This is a genomic window from Pseudomonas sp. GL-R-19 (assembly GCF_019956375.1).
In the GTDB taxonomy this organism is placed as follows: Bacteria; Pseudomonadota; Gammaproteobacteria; order Pseudomonadales; family Pseudomonadaceae; genus Aquipseudomonas.
This window is the reverse complement of the sequence record NZ_JAHBDJ010000044.1, coordinates 167,416-184,405: the sequence shown is the minus strand read 5'-3', so window position 1 is coordinate 184,405 and position 16,990 is coordinate 167,416. Positions and strand designations below refer to the sequence as shown.

At 59.8% G+C, this 16,990-nt stretch carries 11 protein-coding genes and 2 pseudogenes; 7 read left to right on the top strand and 6 right to left on the bottom strand.

Annotation, left to right across the window (positions count from 1 at the left end; genetic code table 11):
* Window positions 1-8: 8 nt before the first annotated feature.
* The 4 genes from KGA83_RS21655 to msrA all read left to right on the top strand — a co-directional run bounded on the left by KGA83_RS21655 (window position 9) and on the right by msrA (window position 3,300).
* Window positions 9-719 (top strand): ABC transporter ATP-binding protein, encoded by a 711-nt coding sequence (locus KGA83_RS21655; RefSeq protein WP_223530860.1) that lies wholly within the window; start codon window positions 9-11, stop codon window positions 717-719.
* Between the two features lies 1 nt (window position 720).
* On the top strand, window positions 721-1,986 hold the full coding sequence (locus tag KGA83_RS21650) for an ABC transporter permease (RefSeq protein WP_223530858.1): 1,266 nt from the start codon (window positions 721-723) through the stop codon (window positions 1,984-1,986).
* Window positions 1,987-1,997: 11 nt separating this feature from the next.
* Window positions 1,998-2,516 carry a DUF3299 domain-containing protein gene (locus KGA83_RS21645; protein ID WP_223530856.1) on the top strand — a complete coding sequence of 173 codons (519 nt, stop codon included), beginning with the start codon at window positions 1,998-2,000 and terminating at the stop codon, window positions 2,514-2,516.
* 133 nt (window positions 2,517-2,649) lie between these two features.
* On the top strand, window positions 2,650-3,300 hold the full coding sequence (msrA, locus tag KGA83_RS21640; protein ID WP_223530854.1) for a peptide-methionine (S)-S-oxide reductase MsrA: 651 nt from the start codon (window positions 2,650-2,652) through the stop codon (window positions 3,298-3,300).
* Window positions 3,301-3,420: 120 nt separating this feature from the next.
* Here the strand turns inward: msrA and KGA83_RS21635 are convergent, their stop codons facing one another.
* On the bottom strand, window positions 3,421-4,260 hold the full coding sequence (locus tag KGA83_RS21635) for a 23S rRNA (adenine(2030)-N(6))-methyltransferase RlmJ (protein ID WP_150714677.1): 840 nt from the start codon (window positions 4,258-4,260) through the stop codon (window positions 3,421-3,423).
* A 207-nt stretch (window positions 4,261-4,467) separates the two neighbouring features.
* Between KGA83_RS21635 and KGA83_RS21630 the strand changes: the two genes are divergently transcribed.
* A complete protein-coding gene (locus KGA83_RS21630) occupies window positions 4,468-4,962 on the top strand; it encodes a DUF2165 family protein (RefSeq protein WP_223530852.1) in 495 nt (164 codons plus the stop codon).
* A gap of 80 nt (window positions 4,963-5,042) precedes the next feature.
* Here KGA83_RS21630 and KGA83_RS30165 read toward each other — a convergent pair.
* From KGA83_RS30165 to putP, 4 genes and pseudogenes are all read right to left on the bottom strand, one after another.
* A pseudogene (locus KGA83_RS30165) lies at window positions 5,043-5,162 on the bottom strand (sodium:proline symporter); the annotation flags it as partial.
* A gap of 21 nt (window positions 5,163-5,183) precedes the next feature.
* A pseudogene (locus KGA83_RS21625) lies at window positions 5,184-5,514 on the bottom strand (hypothetical protein).
* A gap of 895 nt (window positions 5,515-6,409) precedes the next feature.
* Complete coding sequence (locus KGA83_RS21620) at window positions 6,410-7,816, bottom strand: PAAR domain-containing protein (protein ID WP_223530850.1); 1,407 nt, start codon at window positions 7,814-7,816, stop codon at window positions 6,410-6,412.
* A 289-nt stretch (window positions 7,817-8,105) separates the two neighbouring features.
* Window positions 8,106-9,590 (bottom strand): sodium/proline symporter PutP, encoded by a 1,485-nt coding sequence (putP, locus tag KGA83_RS21615; RefSeq protein WP_108216283.1) that lies wholly within the window; start codon window positions 9,588-9,590, stop codon window positions 8,106-8,108.
* A 461-nt stretch (window positions 9,591-10,051) separates the two neighbouring features.
* On the opposite strand from putP, the gene putA reads away from it, so the two are divergent.
* Window positions 10,052-14,005 carry a trifunctional transcriptional regulator/proline dehydrogenase/L-glutamate gamma-semialdehyde dehydrogenase gene (putA, locus tag KGA83_RS21610; RefSeq protein WP_223530848.1) on the top strand — a complete coding sequence of 1,318 codons (3,954 nt, stop codon included), beginning with the start codon at window positions 10,052-10,054 and terminating at the stop codon, window positions 14,003-14,005.
* Between the two features lie 214 nt (window positions 14,006-14,219).
* Entirely contained in the window at window positions 14,220-16,022 is a 1,803-nt protein-coding gene (locus KGA83_RS21605; RefSeq protein WP_108216281.1) for an acyl-CoA dehydrogenase, read from the top strand.
* 128 nt (window positions 16,023-16,150) lie between these two features.
* On the opposite strand, the gene KGA83_RS30160 is transcribed toward KGA83_RS21605, so the two are convergent.
* Entirely contained in the window at window positions 16,151-16,858 is a 708-nt protein-coding gene (locus KGA83_RS30160; RefSeq protein ID WP_411741916.1) for a methyl-accepting chemotaxis protein, read from the bottom strand.
* Window positions 16,859-16,990: the final 132 nt, after the last annotated feature.

The following is a 16,990-nucleotide window of genomic DNA, read 5'->3' as shown; positions in this document are numbered from 1 at the left end:
TCGGCGCCATGACCCAAGCACTCATCGAACTGTCCGACCTGGGCTTCAGTTGGCCCGGTCACCCGCCACTGCTGGACATCCCGGCGTTTCGCCTGGAGCGCGGGGAAACCCTGTTCCTCAAAGGCCCCAGCGGCAGCGGCAAGACCACCCTGCTCGGCCTGCTCGGCGGCGTGCAAAAACCTGATCGCGGCAGCATCCGCCTGCTCGGCCAGGAACTGACGCAACTCTCGGCCGGTGCCCGCGACCACTTCCGCGTCGATCACACCGGCTACATCTTCCAGCAGTTCAACCTGCTGCCGTTTCTGTCGGTGCGCGAAAACGTCGAACTGCCCTGCCACTTCTCGAAACTGCGCGCCGAACGGGCGAAACAACGTCACGGCAGCGTCGACAAAGCGGCCGCGACGCTGCTTGCCCACCTGGGGTTGAAGGATGCAAACATCCTCGGTCGCCGCGCCGATGCATTGTCCATCGGCCAGCAGCAACGGGTCGCCGCCGCCCGCGCGCTGATCGGACAACCGGAACTGGTGATCGCCGACGAGCCAACCTCGGCCCTCGATTACGACGCCCGCGAGAACTTCATTCGCCTGTTGTTCGCCGAGTGCCGCGAAGCCGGGTCGAGCCTGTTGTTCGTCAGCCACGACCAGAGCCTGGCGCCGCTGTTCGACCACAACCTGTCGCTGGCCGAACTCAATCGCGCCGCCACCCCGTCCGAGGTCTGAGATGTACTTGTTCCGTCTAGCGATGGCCAGCCTGGCTAACCGCCGCTTCACCGCGATCCTCACCGCGTTCGCCATCGCCTTGTCGGTGTGCCTGTTGCTGGCGGTAGAGCGTGTGCGCACCGAAGCCAAGGCCAGTTTCGCCAGCACCATCAGCGGCACCGACCTGATCGTCGGCGCCCGCTCCGGCTCGGTGAACCTGTTGCTGTACTCGGTGTTCCGCATCGGCAACGCCACCAACAACATCCGTTGGGACAGCTTCGAACACTTCGCCAGCAACCCGAAAGTGAAGTGGGCAATCCCGATGTCCCTCGGCGACTCCCATCGCGGCTACCGGGTGATGGGCACCACCGAAGCCTACTTCGAGCATTACCAGTACGGCCACCGGCAACACTTGGACCTGGCCGATGGCCGGGCGTTTGCAACCGACCCGTTCGAAGTGGTGCTCGGTGCCGAAGTGGCCGAGGCACTGCACTACAAACTCGGCGACAAACTGGTACTGGCCCACGGCGTGGCGGCGATCAGCCTGGTCAAGCACGACGACAAACCGTTCACCGTGGTCGGCATTCTCAAACGCACCGGCACGCCGGTAGACCGCACGCTGCACATCAGCCTTGGCGGCATGGAAGCGATTCACATCGACTGGCAAAACGGCGTGCCGGCCCGGGGCGAGGGTCGCATCACGGCCGACCAGGCGCGCAACATGGACCTCACGCCGCAAGCGATCACCGCGTTCATGCTCGGTCTCAACAACAAGATTTCGACTTTTACCCTGCAACGGGAAATCAACGAATTCCGTGGTGAGCCGATGCTGGCGATCCTGCCGGGCGTGGCGTTGCAAGAACTCTGGAGCCTGATGGGCACCGCGGAAAAAGCCTTGTTCGTGGTCTCGCTGTTTGTGGTGCTGACTGGATTGATCGGCATGCTCACGGCCATTCTCACCAGCCTCAACGAACGCCGCCGGGAAATGGCGATCCTGCGCTCGGTGGGTGCTCGGCCATGGCACATCGCAACGCTGTTGGTGCTCGAAGCCTTTGCCCTGGCGCTGTCGGGCGTGATCGCCGGCGTGGCGATGCTGTATGTGTGCATCGCGGCGGCCCAGGGATATGTGCAAGCCAACTACGGCCTGTTCCTGCCGCTGTCCTGGCCGAGCGAGTATGAATGGACGCTGCTCGCTGGCATCCTGATCGCCGCGCTGCTGATGGGCAGCGTGCCGGCCTGGCGCGCCTATCGCCAATCCCTGGCCGATGGCCTGTCGATCCGTTTATGAGGACGTTGAAAATGCCCCGCGTCGTACTTGCGCTGTTGATGCTGGTCGCCCTGCCCCTATGGGCGGCCCAGCCAAAAGACCTGACCTGGTCGGAGATGATTCCGCCCGACGCGCCGAAAGAAGTGCCGAACATGACGCCGCTGCATGATCTGTCGCAAATGAGCAGCATGCTCTCGGCAGAGTCGGCGCCAGCAGCCAAACAGGACATGCCCAACGCACCGGTGGTCAAGACCCTCGACGGCCAGAACATTCGCCTGCCGGGCTACATCGTGCCGCTGGAAGTGAGCGAGGAAGGACGTACCACGGAGTTCCTGCTGGTGCCGTATTTCGGCGCCTGCATCCATGTGCCGCCACCGCCGTCGAACCAGATCGTGCACGTCAAAAGCGAAGTCGGCGTGAAGCTCGACGAGCTGTATCAGCCGTACTGGATCGAAGGCGCGTTGCAGGTCAAGGCGTCCACCAGCGAGCTGGCGGATGCGGGGTATCAGATGGAAGCGGAGAAGATTTACCTGTATGAACTGCCGGAGTGAATACCCGCCAGCCTGAAGTTGCAGGGTTGCCCTGCAACATGGAACCTCCCACCTGGCTAGTGATTATCTGAAAGGTATTGGGCACACTGACGGTCTGTTTATTTACAACCCAACCTGACTGAGAGGACTGATCATGGTTCTGCGCTCGGAAATCCTGGTGAACAAAAACGTGCTCCCGACTAAAGAACAAGCTCTGCCCGGCCGCGAAACCGCGATGACCCTGCCTGAAAAGCACTTTGTGTTTAAAGACACCCCCTTGCTCGGCCCATTCTTCGAAGACGTCGACTTCGCGATCTTCGGCCTCGGCTGCTTCTGGGGCGCGGAACGCCGCTTCTGGCAACGTGAAGGCGTGGTCAGCACCGTGGTCGGCTACGCCGGCGGTTTCACGCCGAACCCGACCTACGAAGAAGTCTGCTCGGGCCTGACCGGCCACGCGGAAGTGGTGTTGGTGGTGTATGACAAGGCCAGGGTCAGCTACGAAGAACTGCTGGCGATGTTCTGGGAACTGCACAACCCGACGCAGGGCATGCGCCAGGGCAATGACATCGGCACCCAGTACCGTTCGGTAATCTACGCCACCAGCCAGGAACAACTGGACGCGGCGCTCAAGAGCAAGGAAATCTACCAGGCCGAGCTGACCAAGGCTGGTCTCGGTGAAATCAGCACCGAAGTCGACCAGGCCCCGACCGTCTACTTTGCCGAGGCGTATCACCAGCAGTACCTGGCGAAAAATCCGGAAGGCTATTGCGGGATTGGCGGTACAGGTGTGACCTGCCCGATCTGATTACTGTAGGAGCGAGCTCGCTCGCGAAAAACCAAAGGGCGCCGCTGGGCACCTGGTTTTACGCGTTATCGTTCACGAACATCGTCGGAACGCCGCCCGGAGCGAGCTCGCTCCTACAGATCAACTCTCGGCAATCAACCAATCCATCCGCCACCCACCCTGGGTCTGCCCAAGCTTCTCGGACAACCACGGCAGCAACTCACGCAACTCTTCCTCCAGCCCCCATGGCGGATTGGCAATCGCCAGCCCCGAACCGTTCAGGCTGTTCGGCGTATCCAGCGGATGCACCAGCAACTCCACCCGCAACAACTTCGGCGCACCGGTACCGGCCAGGTCCTGGTAGAAGCGGCGCAGCGCACGCTGATCCTTCACCGGGTACCAGATCGCCGCCACGGTCTGACGCATCCGGCCAATCGCTTCCTTCAACGAAGCGGCACAGCGCTGCATCTCGTCGAGCTTCTCGAACGGCGGATCGATCAACATCACCGCGCGCTTCTCCGGCACCGGCAGCAAGGCCCGCGGCACATGCCAGCCTTCACCCAGGTGCACCTTGACCCGGCGATCACCAGCCATGTTGTCCTTGAGCAGCACGCCGTCTTCCGGGTGCTTCTCGTTGAGTAACACACGATCCTGCGGGCGAGTCAGGCGCCGCGCCAACTCCGGCGACCCCGGGTAATAGCGCAACTGGCCATCCGGGTTCATCTCGTGCAACACCTGCATGTAATCAGCGGTCAGGATCGGCAGATCCGGCTGATCCCACAAACGTGCAATGCCTTCCAGGTACTCACCGGTACGGTTGGCCTGATCACCCTGAAGGTCATACAGACCGATGCCGGCGTGGGTGTCGAGATAGGCAAACGGCTGCTCCTTGCGCGACATCAGGGCGATGAGGCGGGTCAAGGTCAGGTGTTTGAACACATCGGCGTGATTGCCGGCATGGAAGGCGTGACGATAATTCATGGCTGCTCCTGCGAAGGCCGGGGAGTTTACCTTTTACCGGCCGGCAAGTCAGGACCTGGCGGCCGAGCGGACACTTCGAGCATTCATAGCGGCAACAAACATGCACCATCACTCGACAAATTCAGAAACGCCTCACAACAGGAAGATTCCCGAACCTGCAAACCGGCGTGATAGCGTTCTTTGTCGAAACAAGCAAAGGACGCACAAATGACCATTCGCTACGCAAAGATTGCAATGACCCTGGCGCTCGCCGCATTCGCCTTCATGACCGTGTTCAACAACATCACCGACTACGGTTCCAACTTCAACTTCGTCCGGCACGTGCTGAGCATGGACACCACCTTCCCTGACAACGCCGCCCGGTATCGCGCAATTGATCTGCCTTGGGTGTGGCATGGGGCCTACTGGCTGATCATCCTTGGCGAAGCCATTACCTGTGGACTTCTTGGCTACGGCGCACTACAGCTCTGGCGCTCACGGTCAGCCGGTGGGCATGAGTTCAGACTGGCCAGAAAGTGGGCCGTAGCGGGTTTGACGACTGGGTTTTTCGTGTGGTTTTTCGGCTTCATGGTTGTTGGCGGCGAGTGGTTTCTGATGTGGCAATCCGACATCTGGAATGGTCAGGACGCAGCCTTCAGGTTCTACATGGCAATACTGGGCGTGCTGATCTTTCTGAATCAGCCCGATGCCGATCTTGACTGATCCCCAATAAAAAACGGCCCGCATCCATCGGATGCGAGCCGTCTCCTGCAATCAGGAAGCTAAAAGCCTCGCTGAAAGCCTCATTTGTTCAGCATGATGTCCTTTTCCGCCGTGGCGAATCGCTGCAGCATGCCGGCAGACAGCGCGCCCAATTTGCTGACGATGTAGATCGCCAGGCTGGCAAAGATGAAGCCCGGGATCTTTTGATCTTGTGGCGACGCCTACGCCGCCGCGGTAGGCCGCACCCGCAACCGCCGCCCAACCACATCCAGCACATCACAGCCATCGCGCAACGAGATTGCGCGGAGCAAGGCAAAATCGCTGAGGATGAACGACTCACACTCGATCGAACCGCGCATCGACAGGTTCTCAAGCACTTGGGTTACTGCGCGGATTCTGTAGTTGGCGGCGTCGGTGAGGATGTCGAGTGGCACGTGGGTGTCGACGAACAGCGTAGGCATATCGGTGCAGTTGCTGGTCAATGCCATGAAGCGGTTGTCGGGATGGGGGGGTTGGTTTTTCGTAGGGTGGGTCGGGATGAATGGATTTCATTTTTAACGCTCTAAGGAAGAAATGGACCTGCCATTAGCCTTCCTACGGGCCAGGGTGGCAGCTATGCACGGGGTAGGAATATCGAGACCCTTAGAGCAAAACTCGACCACGCCGAAGCGTGCCCGCGCATAGCCGCCGCAACTGATCTTACGGCCGCATGCAAACGGCCGCAAACCAGGCAGTGACGCCAATGTAGCTCTAACGGTCTTGAGAGGTTCCTACACCCCACCACTGAATTGTCAGTGACCGCCAAAGACTATCGACGGAACTCGCATCGCACCAGTTCATGAAAACCGATAGGTTTTGAAGGAAACGTCCTAGGACCTTGCCCAGAAAATTTACAACCTGCCTGACGGGTGAGGAGTGGCATGAAGAACGGGCACACCAACAAGATTGGGTAATGCCGATCAGTTAAGCGAAAGGGAATCACTGTAGGAGCGAGCTTGCTCCTACAGAGTCCTTAACTGATCGGTATTAACCAGATTGGGTGCCCATTTTTTATGGGTCAGTTACCTGAGTATCCCCGACATCACTATCAGGCCAAGTAGCACCATGCCGGATAGAACCCCTAGAAGAGTCCATTGCAGTACTACGAGCTTTTGCCTGAGGTCATGGGGAAAGTTGTCGAGATCTTCAGCAGTGACCATACCGTGCTTCAGAAAAAATTGGGGAAACGTAACGACGCTAGATATTGAATAAACCAGTCGAGTCTTACCTCTAAGCCCTGCGTCAATACGCGCGGAGACAGTTATAAGTGGAGAACTGTTTTGGAAATGCTCTGAAAGGGCATCTCCCTTGGTGTAGCCCAAGTGCAGCGCAACCCCAAAAACAACAAGTGCCCCACCGAAAACTATTAGTCCTGATGCCAGGAATAGTGCGTCTGCAACGCTAATGTTCATTGAGTGGCCTCGAAAATCCGCTCGCCCATTTTTTCACCAATAACGCTCCCAATAGCGCTGGAAGAAAAAGAGCCTGCCCCGACCACAACAATACTGCAGACCAGTAATCCCAAGCCGCCAGTTGGCACACCCAACCCAACACAAAGCCCGCCGACAGCTGAGGTTGATAGAGCAGCACCTACAATTCCGCCACCTACGATCCCCCCGGTAAAACTCCCCGTTTCAGTAAATTTAACCCGCTCGCACGTTTCAGTATTTCCCGCAGTACACACATCCTGAACCTTCACGGCAGATGCCCCGCCACCAATGGCAGTACCTAGCCAACCACCGTATTTGATGTATTTAGTTGCCTTTGCCACACTTTCTAGATGAGTGGCGTGACCCGGTATTTGCCCCGCAGGACTGGCATTGGTCCAGTGGTGAACCAGACTTTGGCTGGAGATGCCCAACATTTTTTTCAAATTGATGTGGTTTGGGAATCCAATACCCTTGCGGGTTAGGGTCGTCATATGGCTGTTGAGTTGTGCCAGTAAACGCTGTCGTTCTACGAAGAAGGCCGGCGAACGAAGGTGCCCATCTCTTTGGAGCGTCGTCTGTTGCAATACTTCAATTTCCCTCAAGGCATTACCGACGTTATCCAGATTATTCTTGAAAATGCTCGCGCCGACGCCCACAGCGTCTGAGCCATAGCCCAAGATCGTCTGAATGGCATCCCGGTGTTGCATCATGAAATTCGCCTCTTCCGGGCTAAGCGTCTCCAGTATTTGATTGGTCCGTGCCGCCACATCCATGAGCAGCGCTTCTTCACGGGTGCATTGGTAGTTGTTGGGGTCGCTCAGCACGATCATCGAGCCGGCCTTGACGTCGCCCAGGTTGGGATTGAGCAACTTGAATTTGCCCATCACCGCCGGGTCGCGCAGGGTGAACAGCGAGGCCTCGAGTTGTTCGCGGGTGGTGCTTTTGGGAACGACGTAAAAACCAGGCTCCTGGACCGATGTATTGAACGGTATCGGTTTCGGATTGCTCCGTGCGGTCGCGAGTGATGATGGCGATGCTACCGGGTTGCTCGTGGCTAGGGCAGACGGTTGTCTGACGGCCCGTGCGGCGTGCGGTGCAGCACTTCTGCTGGATCCATACGAGCCTGTGAAATCCGATGCGATCAGAGTCGCCTTGCAAGGGCAACCGCTGAAACTGTCCAGCGTGCCGGCCACCAATCGCCCATGACTCACCATGCAGGAAATACCGCCCTCAATCCTGTAGGTTTGGCCGTCCACGCCGCAGGTGACCGGATCGCCTTCGCGCGCATGGGCGAGGCCATACATCATGACGCGTGTATCGGCGTCCTTTACCTTGCCTCCGCACGTGGTCTTGTCGCCCAAGCGGATAAAATGCCCTTCAGCCATTGATTGATCTCCCTTTCTACTGCCGCCCCAGTCATGGGCAGCGCACCACTGTTAACGATCGGTAAGCCGACTCGGGATGAGTGGCTTGACGCAAAGTACGTGGACAGAGATGAAACTCAAGATGGCCGAGAAAATCAGGAAATGTCTTACGACCAGCACTGAAAAGGACCACGGATATTGGAGGGCCAATGTCTGTTTTCGGACCTGGCTTGCAAAAAAAAACGGCCCGCAGCATAAAGCTGTGAGCCGTTCTTTTATCAGAGATGGGTAGAGTTCAACCCATCACTCATCACTTGTTCAAACGGTAATCACTCTCGGCAGCCGCAAAACGCTGGAACATGCCAGCAGTCGGCGTGCCCATTTTGCTGACGAAGTAGATCGCCAGGCTGGCGAAGATGAAACCAGGGATGATTTCGTACAGGCCCAGCAGTTCGAAGTGTTTCCAGACCACAACGGTGATCGCGCCGACCAGGATGCCGGCCAGTGCGCCGTTGCGGGTCATGTCTTTCCAGATCACGGAGATCAGTACGACCGGACCGAATGCGGCACCGAAACCGGCCCAGGCGTAGCTCACCAGACCCAGTACACGGTTTTCCGGGTTGGCCGCCAGCGCGATAGCAATCAGGGCAACCAACAGCACCATGGCACGACCGACCCACACCAGTTCAACCTGGGAAGCGGATTTGCGCAGGAAGGTCTTGTAGAAGTCTTCGGTCAGGGCGCTCGAGCACACCAGCAACTGGCAGCTCAGGGTGCTCATGACGGCAGCCAGAATGGCCGACAGCAGGATACCGGCAATCCATGGATTGAAGAGGATCTTGGCCAGTTCGATGAACACACGCTCGTGGTTTTCACTCACTGGCATGGCCACAGCCGGGTTGGCCGAGAAGTAGGCGATACCGAAAAAGCCGACTGCCACGGTGCCGCCCAGGCACAGGATCATCCAGGTCATGGAGATACGACGGGCCTTGGCGATCGATTTAACCGAATCGGCAGCCATGAAACGCGCCAGGATGTGCGGCTGGCCGAAGTAGCCCAGACCCCAGCCCATCAGCGAGATGATGCCGATGAAAGTGGTGCCCTTGAGCATGTCGAAGTTGCTTGGATCTTGCGCTTCGATGGCCAGGAAAGTGGTGTCGACGCCGCCAGTGGCCAGCAGCACGATAACCGGCGTCAGGATCAACGCGAAGATCATCAGGGTGGCTTGTACGGTATCGGTCCAGCTCACGGCCAGGAATCCGCCGACGAAGGTGTAGGCAATGGTCGCCGCAGCACCGGCCCACAGCGCCGTCTCGTAGGACATGCCGAAGGTGCTTTCAAACAGACGGGCACCGGCCACGATGCCGGAAGCGCAGTAGATGGTGAAGAACACCAGGATCACGACCGCAGAGATGATCCGCAGCAGGCCGCTTTTGTCTTCGAAACGGCTGGCGAAGTAGTCCGGCAGGGTCAGTGCATCACCGTTGTGCTCGGTCTGTACACGCAGACGGCCGGCGACGAACAGCCAGTTCAGGTAGGCGCCGATGATCAGGCCGATGGCGATCCAGCTTTCGGAAAGACCGGACATGTAGATCGCGCCGGGCAAGCCCATCAACAACCAGCCACTCATGTCGGAGGCACCGGCGGACAGTGCGGTCACGACGCTGCCCAGGCTACGGCCGCCCAGGATGTAATCGGAAAGGTTGTTGGTGGAGCGATAGGCCATCAAGCCGATCAGCACCATTGCTGCGATGTAGATCACGAACGTGATCAGGGTTGGATTGCTTACGCTCATTGAGTTACGCCCTGGCTTTGTTTTTATGTAGCGGCGGCTGGTGAACCGTTCGCAAACGCATACGTTTGACAGACGATCCGGATTCCCGCGCATTTATGACTGATGTTTCCCCAGGAAAGCCATCAGCCGGAGCACCCGGATTTTGCCCGGGTTGCACCTTGGGCACGAATGCTATTCAACAAAGCAAATAAGGTGCAACCAGTTTCTCGGGAATAAGTTGCACCTAGTCGGAAATAAACGTTAAAAATCGTTTTTTGCTCCTTTTCGGAGCAAAAACGAGTGTTAACTCGCTGGAAAAGCACCAAGCAAATGCAGCACAGCCTTATCAGAATTTATTTCCTGACGAGCTGCGTAATATTCCGACAAAAAAAGGGTTGCACCCGGTTGCACCTCAACAGTCTCACGGCTAATCTTGCCGTCAGCTGATGCCACGCAGTCGTGGCAAACATGAGGATAAAAACATGGCTACCACCACCCTTGGGGTCAAACTTGACGACCCGACCCGCGAACGCCTCAAGGCCGCCGCGACCTCGATTGATCGCACGCCGCACTGGCTGATCAAGCAGGCAATCTTCAATTACCTGGAAAAACTCGAGGGTGGTGCAACCCTGTCCGAGCTGAATGGTTTGAACGGCAAGGAAGTTGACGAAGCAGGCGAGGCCCACATCGATCACGCCCACCAGTGCTTCCTTGAATTCGCCGAAAGCATCCTGCCGCAATCGGTACTGCGTGCTTCGATCACCGCCGCCTACCGTCGCCCTGAGCCGGAAGTGGTGCCGATGCTGATCGAGCAGGCGCGCCTGCCGGTACCGATGGCCGAAGCCACCAACAAACTCGCCGCGTCCATCGCGGAAAAACTGCGCAATCAGAAGAGCGCCGGCGGCCGCGCCGGCATCGTTCAGGGCCTGCTGCAGGAATTCTCCCTGTCGTCCCAGGAAGGCGTGGCGCTGATGTGCCTGGCCGAAGCGCTGCTGCGCATCCCGGACAAAGGCACCCGCGACGCCCTGATCCGCGACAAGATCAGCACCGGCAACTGGCAGCCGCACCTGGGCAACAGCCCGTCGTTGTTCGTCAACGCTGCCACCTGGGGCTTGCTGCTGACCGGCAAGCTGGTGTCCACGCACAACGAAGCCGGCCTGACCTCGTCCCTGAGCCGTATCATCGGCAAGAGCGGCGAGCCGATGATCCGCAAGGGCGTCGACATGGCCATGCGCCTGATGGGCGAGCAGTTCGTGACCGGCGAAACCATCGCCGAAGCCCTGGCCAACGCGAGCAAATTCGAAGCCAAAGGCTTCCGTTATTCCTACGACATGCTGGGTGAAGCCGCACTCACCGAGCACGACGCGCAGAAGTACCTGGCCTCGTACGAACAAGCCATCCACTCGATCGGCAAAGCCTCCCACGGTCGCGGGATTTATGAAGGCCCGGGCATTTCGATCAAGCTGTCCGCCCTGCACCCGCGCTACAGCCGCGCCCAGTACGAGCGTGTGATGGAAGAGCTGTACCCACGCCTGCTGTCGCTGACCCTGCTGGCCAAGCAATACGACATCGGCCTGAACATCGATGCCGAAGAAGCCGACCGCCTCGAGCTGTCGCTGGATCTGCTCGAACGCCTGTGCTTCGAGCCGCAACTGACGGGCTGGAACGGCATCGGTTTCGTGATCCAGGCTTACCAGAAGCGTTGCCCGTACGTGATCGACTACGTGATCGACCTGGCTCGCCGCAGCCGTCATCGCCTGATGATCCGCCTGGTGAAAGGCGCGTACTGGGACAGCGAAATCAAGCGCGCCCAGGTCGAAGGCCTGGAAGGCTACCCGGTCTACACCCGCAAGGTGTACACCGACGTGTCCTACATCGCCTGCGCCCGCAAACTGCTGTCGGTGCCGGAAGTCATCTACCCGCAGTTCGCCACACACAACGCCCACACCCTGTCGGCCATTTATCACATCGCCGGTCAGAACTATTACCCGGGCCAGTACGAGTTCCAGTGCCTGCACGGCATGGGTGAACCGCTGTACGAACAAGTTGTAGGCAAAGTTTCCGAAGGCAAGCTGAACCGTCCGTGCCGCGTGTACGCTCCGGTCGGCACCCACGAAACCCTGCTGGCTTACCTGGTGCGTCGCCTGCTGGAAAACGGCGCGAACACCTCGTTCGTCAACCGCATTGCCGACCAGTCGATTTCGATCCAGGAACTGGTAGCCGACCCGGTGGCCAGCATCGAGCAGATGGCGACCGTGGAAGGTGGTTTCGGTCTGCCGCACCCGCGCATTCCGCTGCCGCGTGATCTGTACGGCTCCGAGCGCGCCAACTCCAGCGGCATCGACCTGGCCAACGAACATCGTCTGGCGTCGCTGTCTTGCGCCCTGCTGGCTACCGCGCACAACCACTGGAAAGCCGCGCCGATGCTCGGTTGCGCTTCCAGCAACGAAGCTCCAGCCCCTGTGCTGAACCCGTCCGACCTGCGTGACGTGGTCGGCCATGTACAGGAAGCGACCGTCGAAGACGTCAACAACGCCATCCAGTGCGCCCTGAACGCTGCACCGATCTGGCAGGCCACGCCGCCCGCCGAACGCGCCGCGATCCTGGAACGCGCCGCCGATCTGATGGAAGCCGAGATACAGCCGCTGATGGGCCTGCTGGCCCGCGAAGCCGGCAAGACCTTCGCCAACGCCATCGCCGAAGTGCGTGAAGCCGTGGACTTCCTGCGTTATTACGCAGTGCAGGCACGCAATGATTTCACCAATGACGCTCACCGCCCATTGGGCCCCGTTGTGTGCATCAGCCCGTGGAACTTCCCGCTGGCGATCTTCAGTGGCCAGGTGGCTGCCGCTCTGGCTGCCGGTAACCCGGTATTGGCCAAGCCTGCGGAACAGACGCCACTGGTTGCCGCTCAAGCCGTGCGCCTGCTGCTCGAAGCCGGGATTCCGGAAGGCGTGCTGCAATTGCTGCCGGGTCGCGGTGAAACCGTCGGTGCCGGCCTGGTCGGCGACGAACGCGTCAAAGGCGTGATGTTCACCGGCTCCACCGAAGTCGCGCGCTTGCTGCAACGCAACATCGCCGGCCGCCTGGACAGCCAGGGTCGTCCGATCCCGCTGATCGCCGAAACCGGTGGCCAGAACGCGATGATCGTCGACTCTTCGGCACTGACCGAACAGGTTGTGATCGACGTAGTGTCCTCGGCGTTCGACAGCGCCGGCCAGCGTTGCTCGGCCCTGCGCGTCTTGTGCCTGCAGGAAGACTCCGCTGATCGCGTCATTGAAATGCTCAAAGGTGCCATGGCCGAAAGCCGTCTCGGCAACCCTGAGCGCCTGTCCGTGGACATCGGCCCGGTGATCGACGCCGAAGCCAAGGCCGGCATCGAGAAGCACATCCAGGCCATGCGCGACAAAGGTCGCAGCGTGTACCAGGTGGCCATCGCCGACGCTGAAGAAGTCAAACGCGGCACCTTCGTGATGCCGACGCTGATCGAACTGGAAAGCTTCGACGAACTGCAGCGGGAGATCTTCGGCCCGGTGCTGCACGTGGTGCGCTACAAGCGCAAGGACATCGATCAACTGATCGGCCAGATCAACGCTTCGGGTTACGGCCTGACGCTGGGCGTGCACACTCGCATCGACGAGACCATCGCCAAGGTGATCGACAACGTCAATGCCGGTAACGTCTACGTCAACCGCAACATCGTCGGTGCCGTGGTCGGTGTGCAGCCGTTTGGCGGCGAAGGCCTGTCGGGTACCGGCCCGAAAGCCGGCGGCCCGCTGTACCTGTACCGCCTGTTGTCGACCCGCCCTGCGGATGCGATCGAACAATCCTTCGCACGCGGCGATGCTGCCGCAGCTCCGGACGTTCGTCTGCGCGACGCCATGAGCAAGCCGCTGACCGCCCTGAAAGCCTGGGCTGACAGCCACAAGTTTGCCGACCTGAGCACCCTGTGCGTGCAGTTCGCCGCGCAATCGCAAAGCGGCATCACCCGCGTTCTGGCCGGCCCGACCGGCGAGCGCAACAGCTACGCGATCCTGCCACGTGAGCACGTGTTGTGCCTGGCGGAAGTGGAAGGCGATCTGCTGACTCAACTGGCGGCGGTATTGGCTGTCGGTGGTTCGGCGGTATGGCCGGAAGCTGACATGACCAAAGCCTTGTTCGCACGTCTGCCGAAGGATATTCAGGCGCGCATCAAGCTGGTTTCCGACTGGAACAAGGACGAAGTGGTGTTTGATGCGGTTGTGCATCACGGCCATTCCGACCAGTTGCGTGCGGTGTGCCAGCAGGTTGCCAAGCGTGCCGGCGCCATCGTTGGCGTGCAGGGTCTGTCGCAGGGCGAAACCAACATTGCGCTGGAACGCCTGGTGATCGAGCGGGCGTTGAGCGTTAACACGGCTGCGGCGGGTGGTAATGCCAGTTTGATGACGATCGGCTAAACCGCAACACGACCGGGCAGCTGCGGCTGCCCGAGCTTTAAAAGCAAGATCAAAAGATCGCAGCCTTCGGCAGCTCCTACATTGGAATGCGTTTCCCTGTAGGAGCTGCCGAAGGCTGCGATCTTTTGCTTCTCCCATCACCCTCATCAATCATCCTGTTCAGTCTTTATTAGCAAGCCTAGACTCGGCCCATCCCAAAAAAAGGTAGGCTGCCATGTCCGAGACGTTGCTCAGTTCCCGCAATCTGGCTTTCGAGCTATATGAAGTCCTCGATGCCGAGGGCCTGACCCAGCGTGAGCGTTTCGCCGAGCACAACCGCGAAACCTTCGATGCGGCCATTGGTACGGCCCGCAGCATCGCCGAGAAGTTCTTCGCCCCACACAACCGCAAGGGCGACGAGAACGAGCCGCGCTATGAAAACGGTCAGGCGATTCTGATTCCGGAAGTGAAACCGGCGGTGGATGCCTTCCTCGAAGCCGGTTTCCTCAACGCCGCGCGCAGTTTCGAGGCGGGAGGCATGCAGCTTCCTACACTGCTTTCGCAGGCCTGCTTCGCACACTTCCAGTCGGCCAACGCCGCTTCGACCTCTTATCCGTTCCTGACCATGGGCGCGGCGAACCTGATCGAAAGCTTCGGCACCGATGAGCAGAAGCGCCGCTTCCTGCAACCGATGATCGACGGCCGTTTCTTCGGCACCATGGCCCTGACCGAATCCCACGCCGGCTCGTCGCTGTCGGATATTCGTACCCGCGCGGAACCTGCGTCCGACGGCACTTATCGCCTCAAGGGCAACAAGATCTTCATCTCCGGTGGCGATCATCCGCTGTCGGAAAACATCGTGCACATGGTGCTCGCCAAGCTGCCGGACGCACCGGCCGGGGTGAAGGGCATATCGCTGTTCATCGTGCCAAAGTTCCTGGTCAACGACGATGGCAGCCTCGGCCAACGCAACGATGTTTTACTGGCCGGGTTGTTCCACAAGATGGGCTGGCGCGGCACCACGTCCACCGCGCTGAATTTCGGCGATAACGGCGAGTGCGTCGGCTATCTGGTGGGCAAGCCGCACCTGGGCTTGAGCTACATGTTCCAGATGATGAACGAAGCGCGGATCGGCGTCGGCATGGGCGCGGTGATGCTCGGTTACGCCGGCTATCTGTACTCGCTGGAATATGCTCGCGAGCGTCCGCAAGGCCGCGTGCCGGACAGCAAGGACCCGAACACCGCGCCGGTGGCGATCATTGAGCACGCCGACGTCAAACGCATGTTGCTGACACAAAAGGCCTACGTCGAAGGCTCGTTCGACCTTGGCCTGTACGCGGCGCGGCTGTTCGATGACACCACCACCCTTGGGACCGAAGCCGAACGCAAACAAGCTCATGAACTGCTGGATTTGCTGACACCCATCGTCAAATCCTGGCCGTCGGAGTTTTGCCTGAAGGCCAACGAACTGGCGATCCAGATCCTCGGTGGCCACGGCTACACCCGCGAATACCCGGTGGAACAGTACTACCGCGATAACCGCCTGAACCCGATCCACGAAGGCACCCACGGCATTCAGTCACTGGACCTGCTGGGTCGTAAACTGGCGCAGAACGGCGGTGCGGGGCTCAAGCAACTGATCCGTCTGATCGCCGACACTGCCGAGCGCGCCCAAGCGTTTGATTCGCTGACGCTGCTGCGCGAACCGCTGGAGAAACTGGTGGCGCGCCTGCAAACCGTGACCATCGGCCTGCTGACTGATCTGGCCCAGGGCAAGGTCAACAGCAGCCTGGCGAATTCGGCGCTGTACCTGAAGGTGTTCGGGCACACGGTGATCGGCTGGCGCTGGCTGGAACAGGCGATCCGTGCCGAGGAAGGCCTGGCCAAGGGTAATGCGGCGGATGTGAGCTTCTATAAAGGCAAGCTGCAGGCGGCGCGCTACTTCCTGACGTGGGAAGTACCGGGGTGCCACCATGAGCTGGCGATTCTTGAGGCGCGGGATGATGTGTGCCTGGGGATGCAGGATGAGTGGTTCTGATCCCGACCTTGTGCTGCAGCTGAAATCCATTCGCTGGCAAGCCAGCTCCTACAGGGTTTGGTGTGAACGCACCGGCCTTGTAGGAGCTGGCTTGCCAGCGAAGGCGTCAGCATAGCCAACGCGCTTGTTCAGTTCAGCTTGAACCCACCCATCTGCCGCGCCAGATCATCCGCCAACCGCTGCAACGTCTGGCAATCTTCCAGGCAAGCCCTGACCTCCCCCGCCGTCGCCCGCGCCAGGTCGGAAATCCCCTGTACGTTCCGGTTGATTTCCTCGGTAACCGCCGATTGCTCTTCCGTCGCCGTTGCCACCTGATGATTCATGTCGCTGATGCGTTCAACCTGCCCGGTGATCGCGGTCAACGAGGTGCCGGTACGCTGGCTCGACTCGACACCCGTGCCCGTCGCGGCTTGCCCGGAATGCATCGATGACACCGCGTTTTCCGCGCCTTGCTTGAGGCTGCCGATCATTTGCTGGATTTCATCGGTGGAGGCTTGAGTACGTCGCGCCAGGGTCCGAACTTCATCGGCGACCACGGCAAACCCGCGCCCCATGTCCCCGGCCCGCGCCGCTTCAATGGCCGCATTGAGCGCTAGCAAATTGGTTTGCTCGGAAATCCCGCGAATCACCGCCAGCACCTGATCGATGGACGCCACTTGATGGGCCAGTTCACCCACCGCCGTGGCCGCGACGCCGATTTCCCGAGACATACTCTCAATGTGGCGGATCGAACTACCCACCACTTCCCGCGCCTGCATCGCTTCGTCACGGGCAGTTTGCGATGCGAACGCTGCATTGCCGGCGTTTTGGGCGATGTTCTGAACGGTCAGGCCCATTTCGTGAACCGCAGTGGCGACCATGTCGGTCATTTCCTGTTGGCGGCCGGAGCGTTCGGCGGTGTTGTCCACCACTCGCGCCACCTGCCCGACAGCGGTGCGCAAGCGTTCGCTGGTGGTCAGCACTTCGCC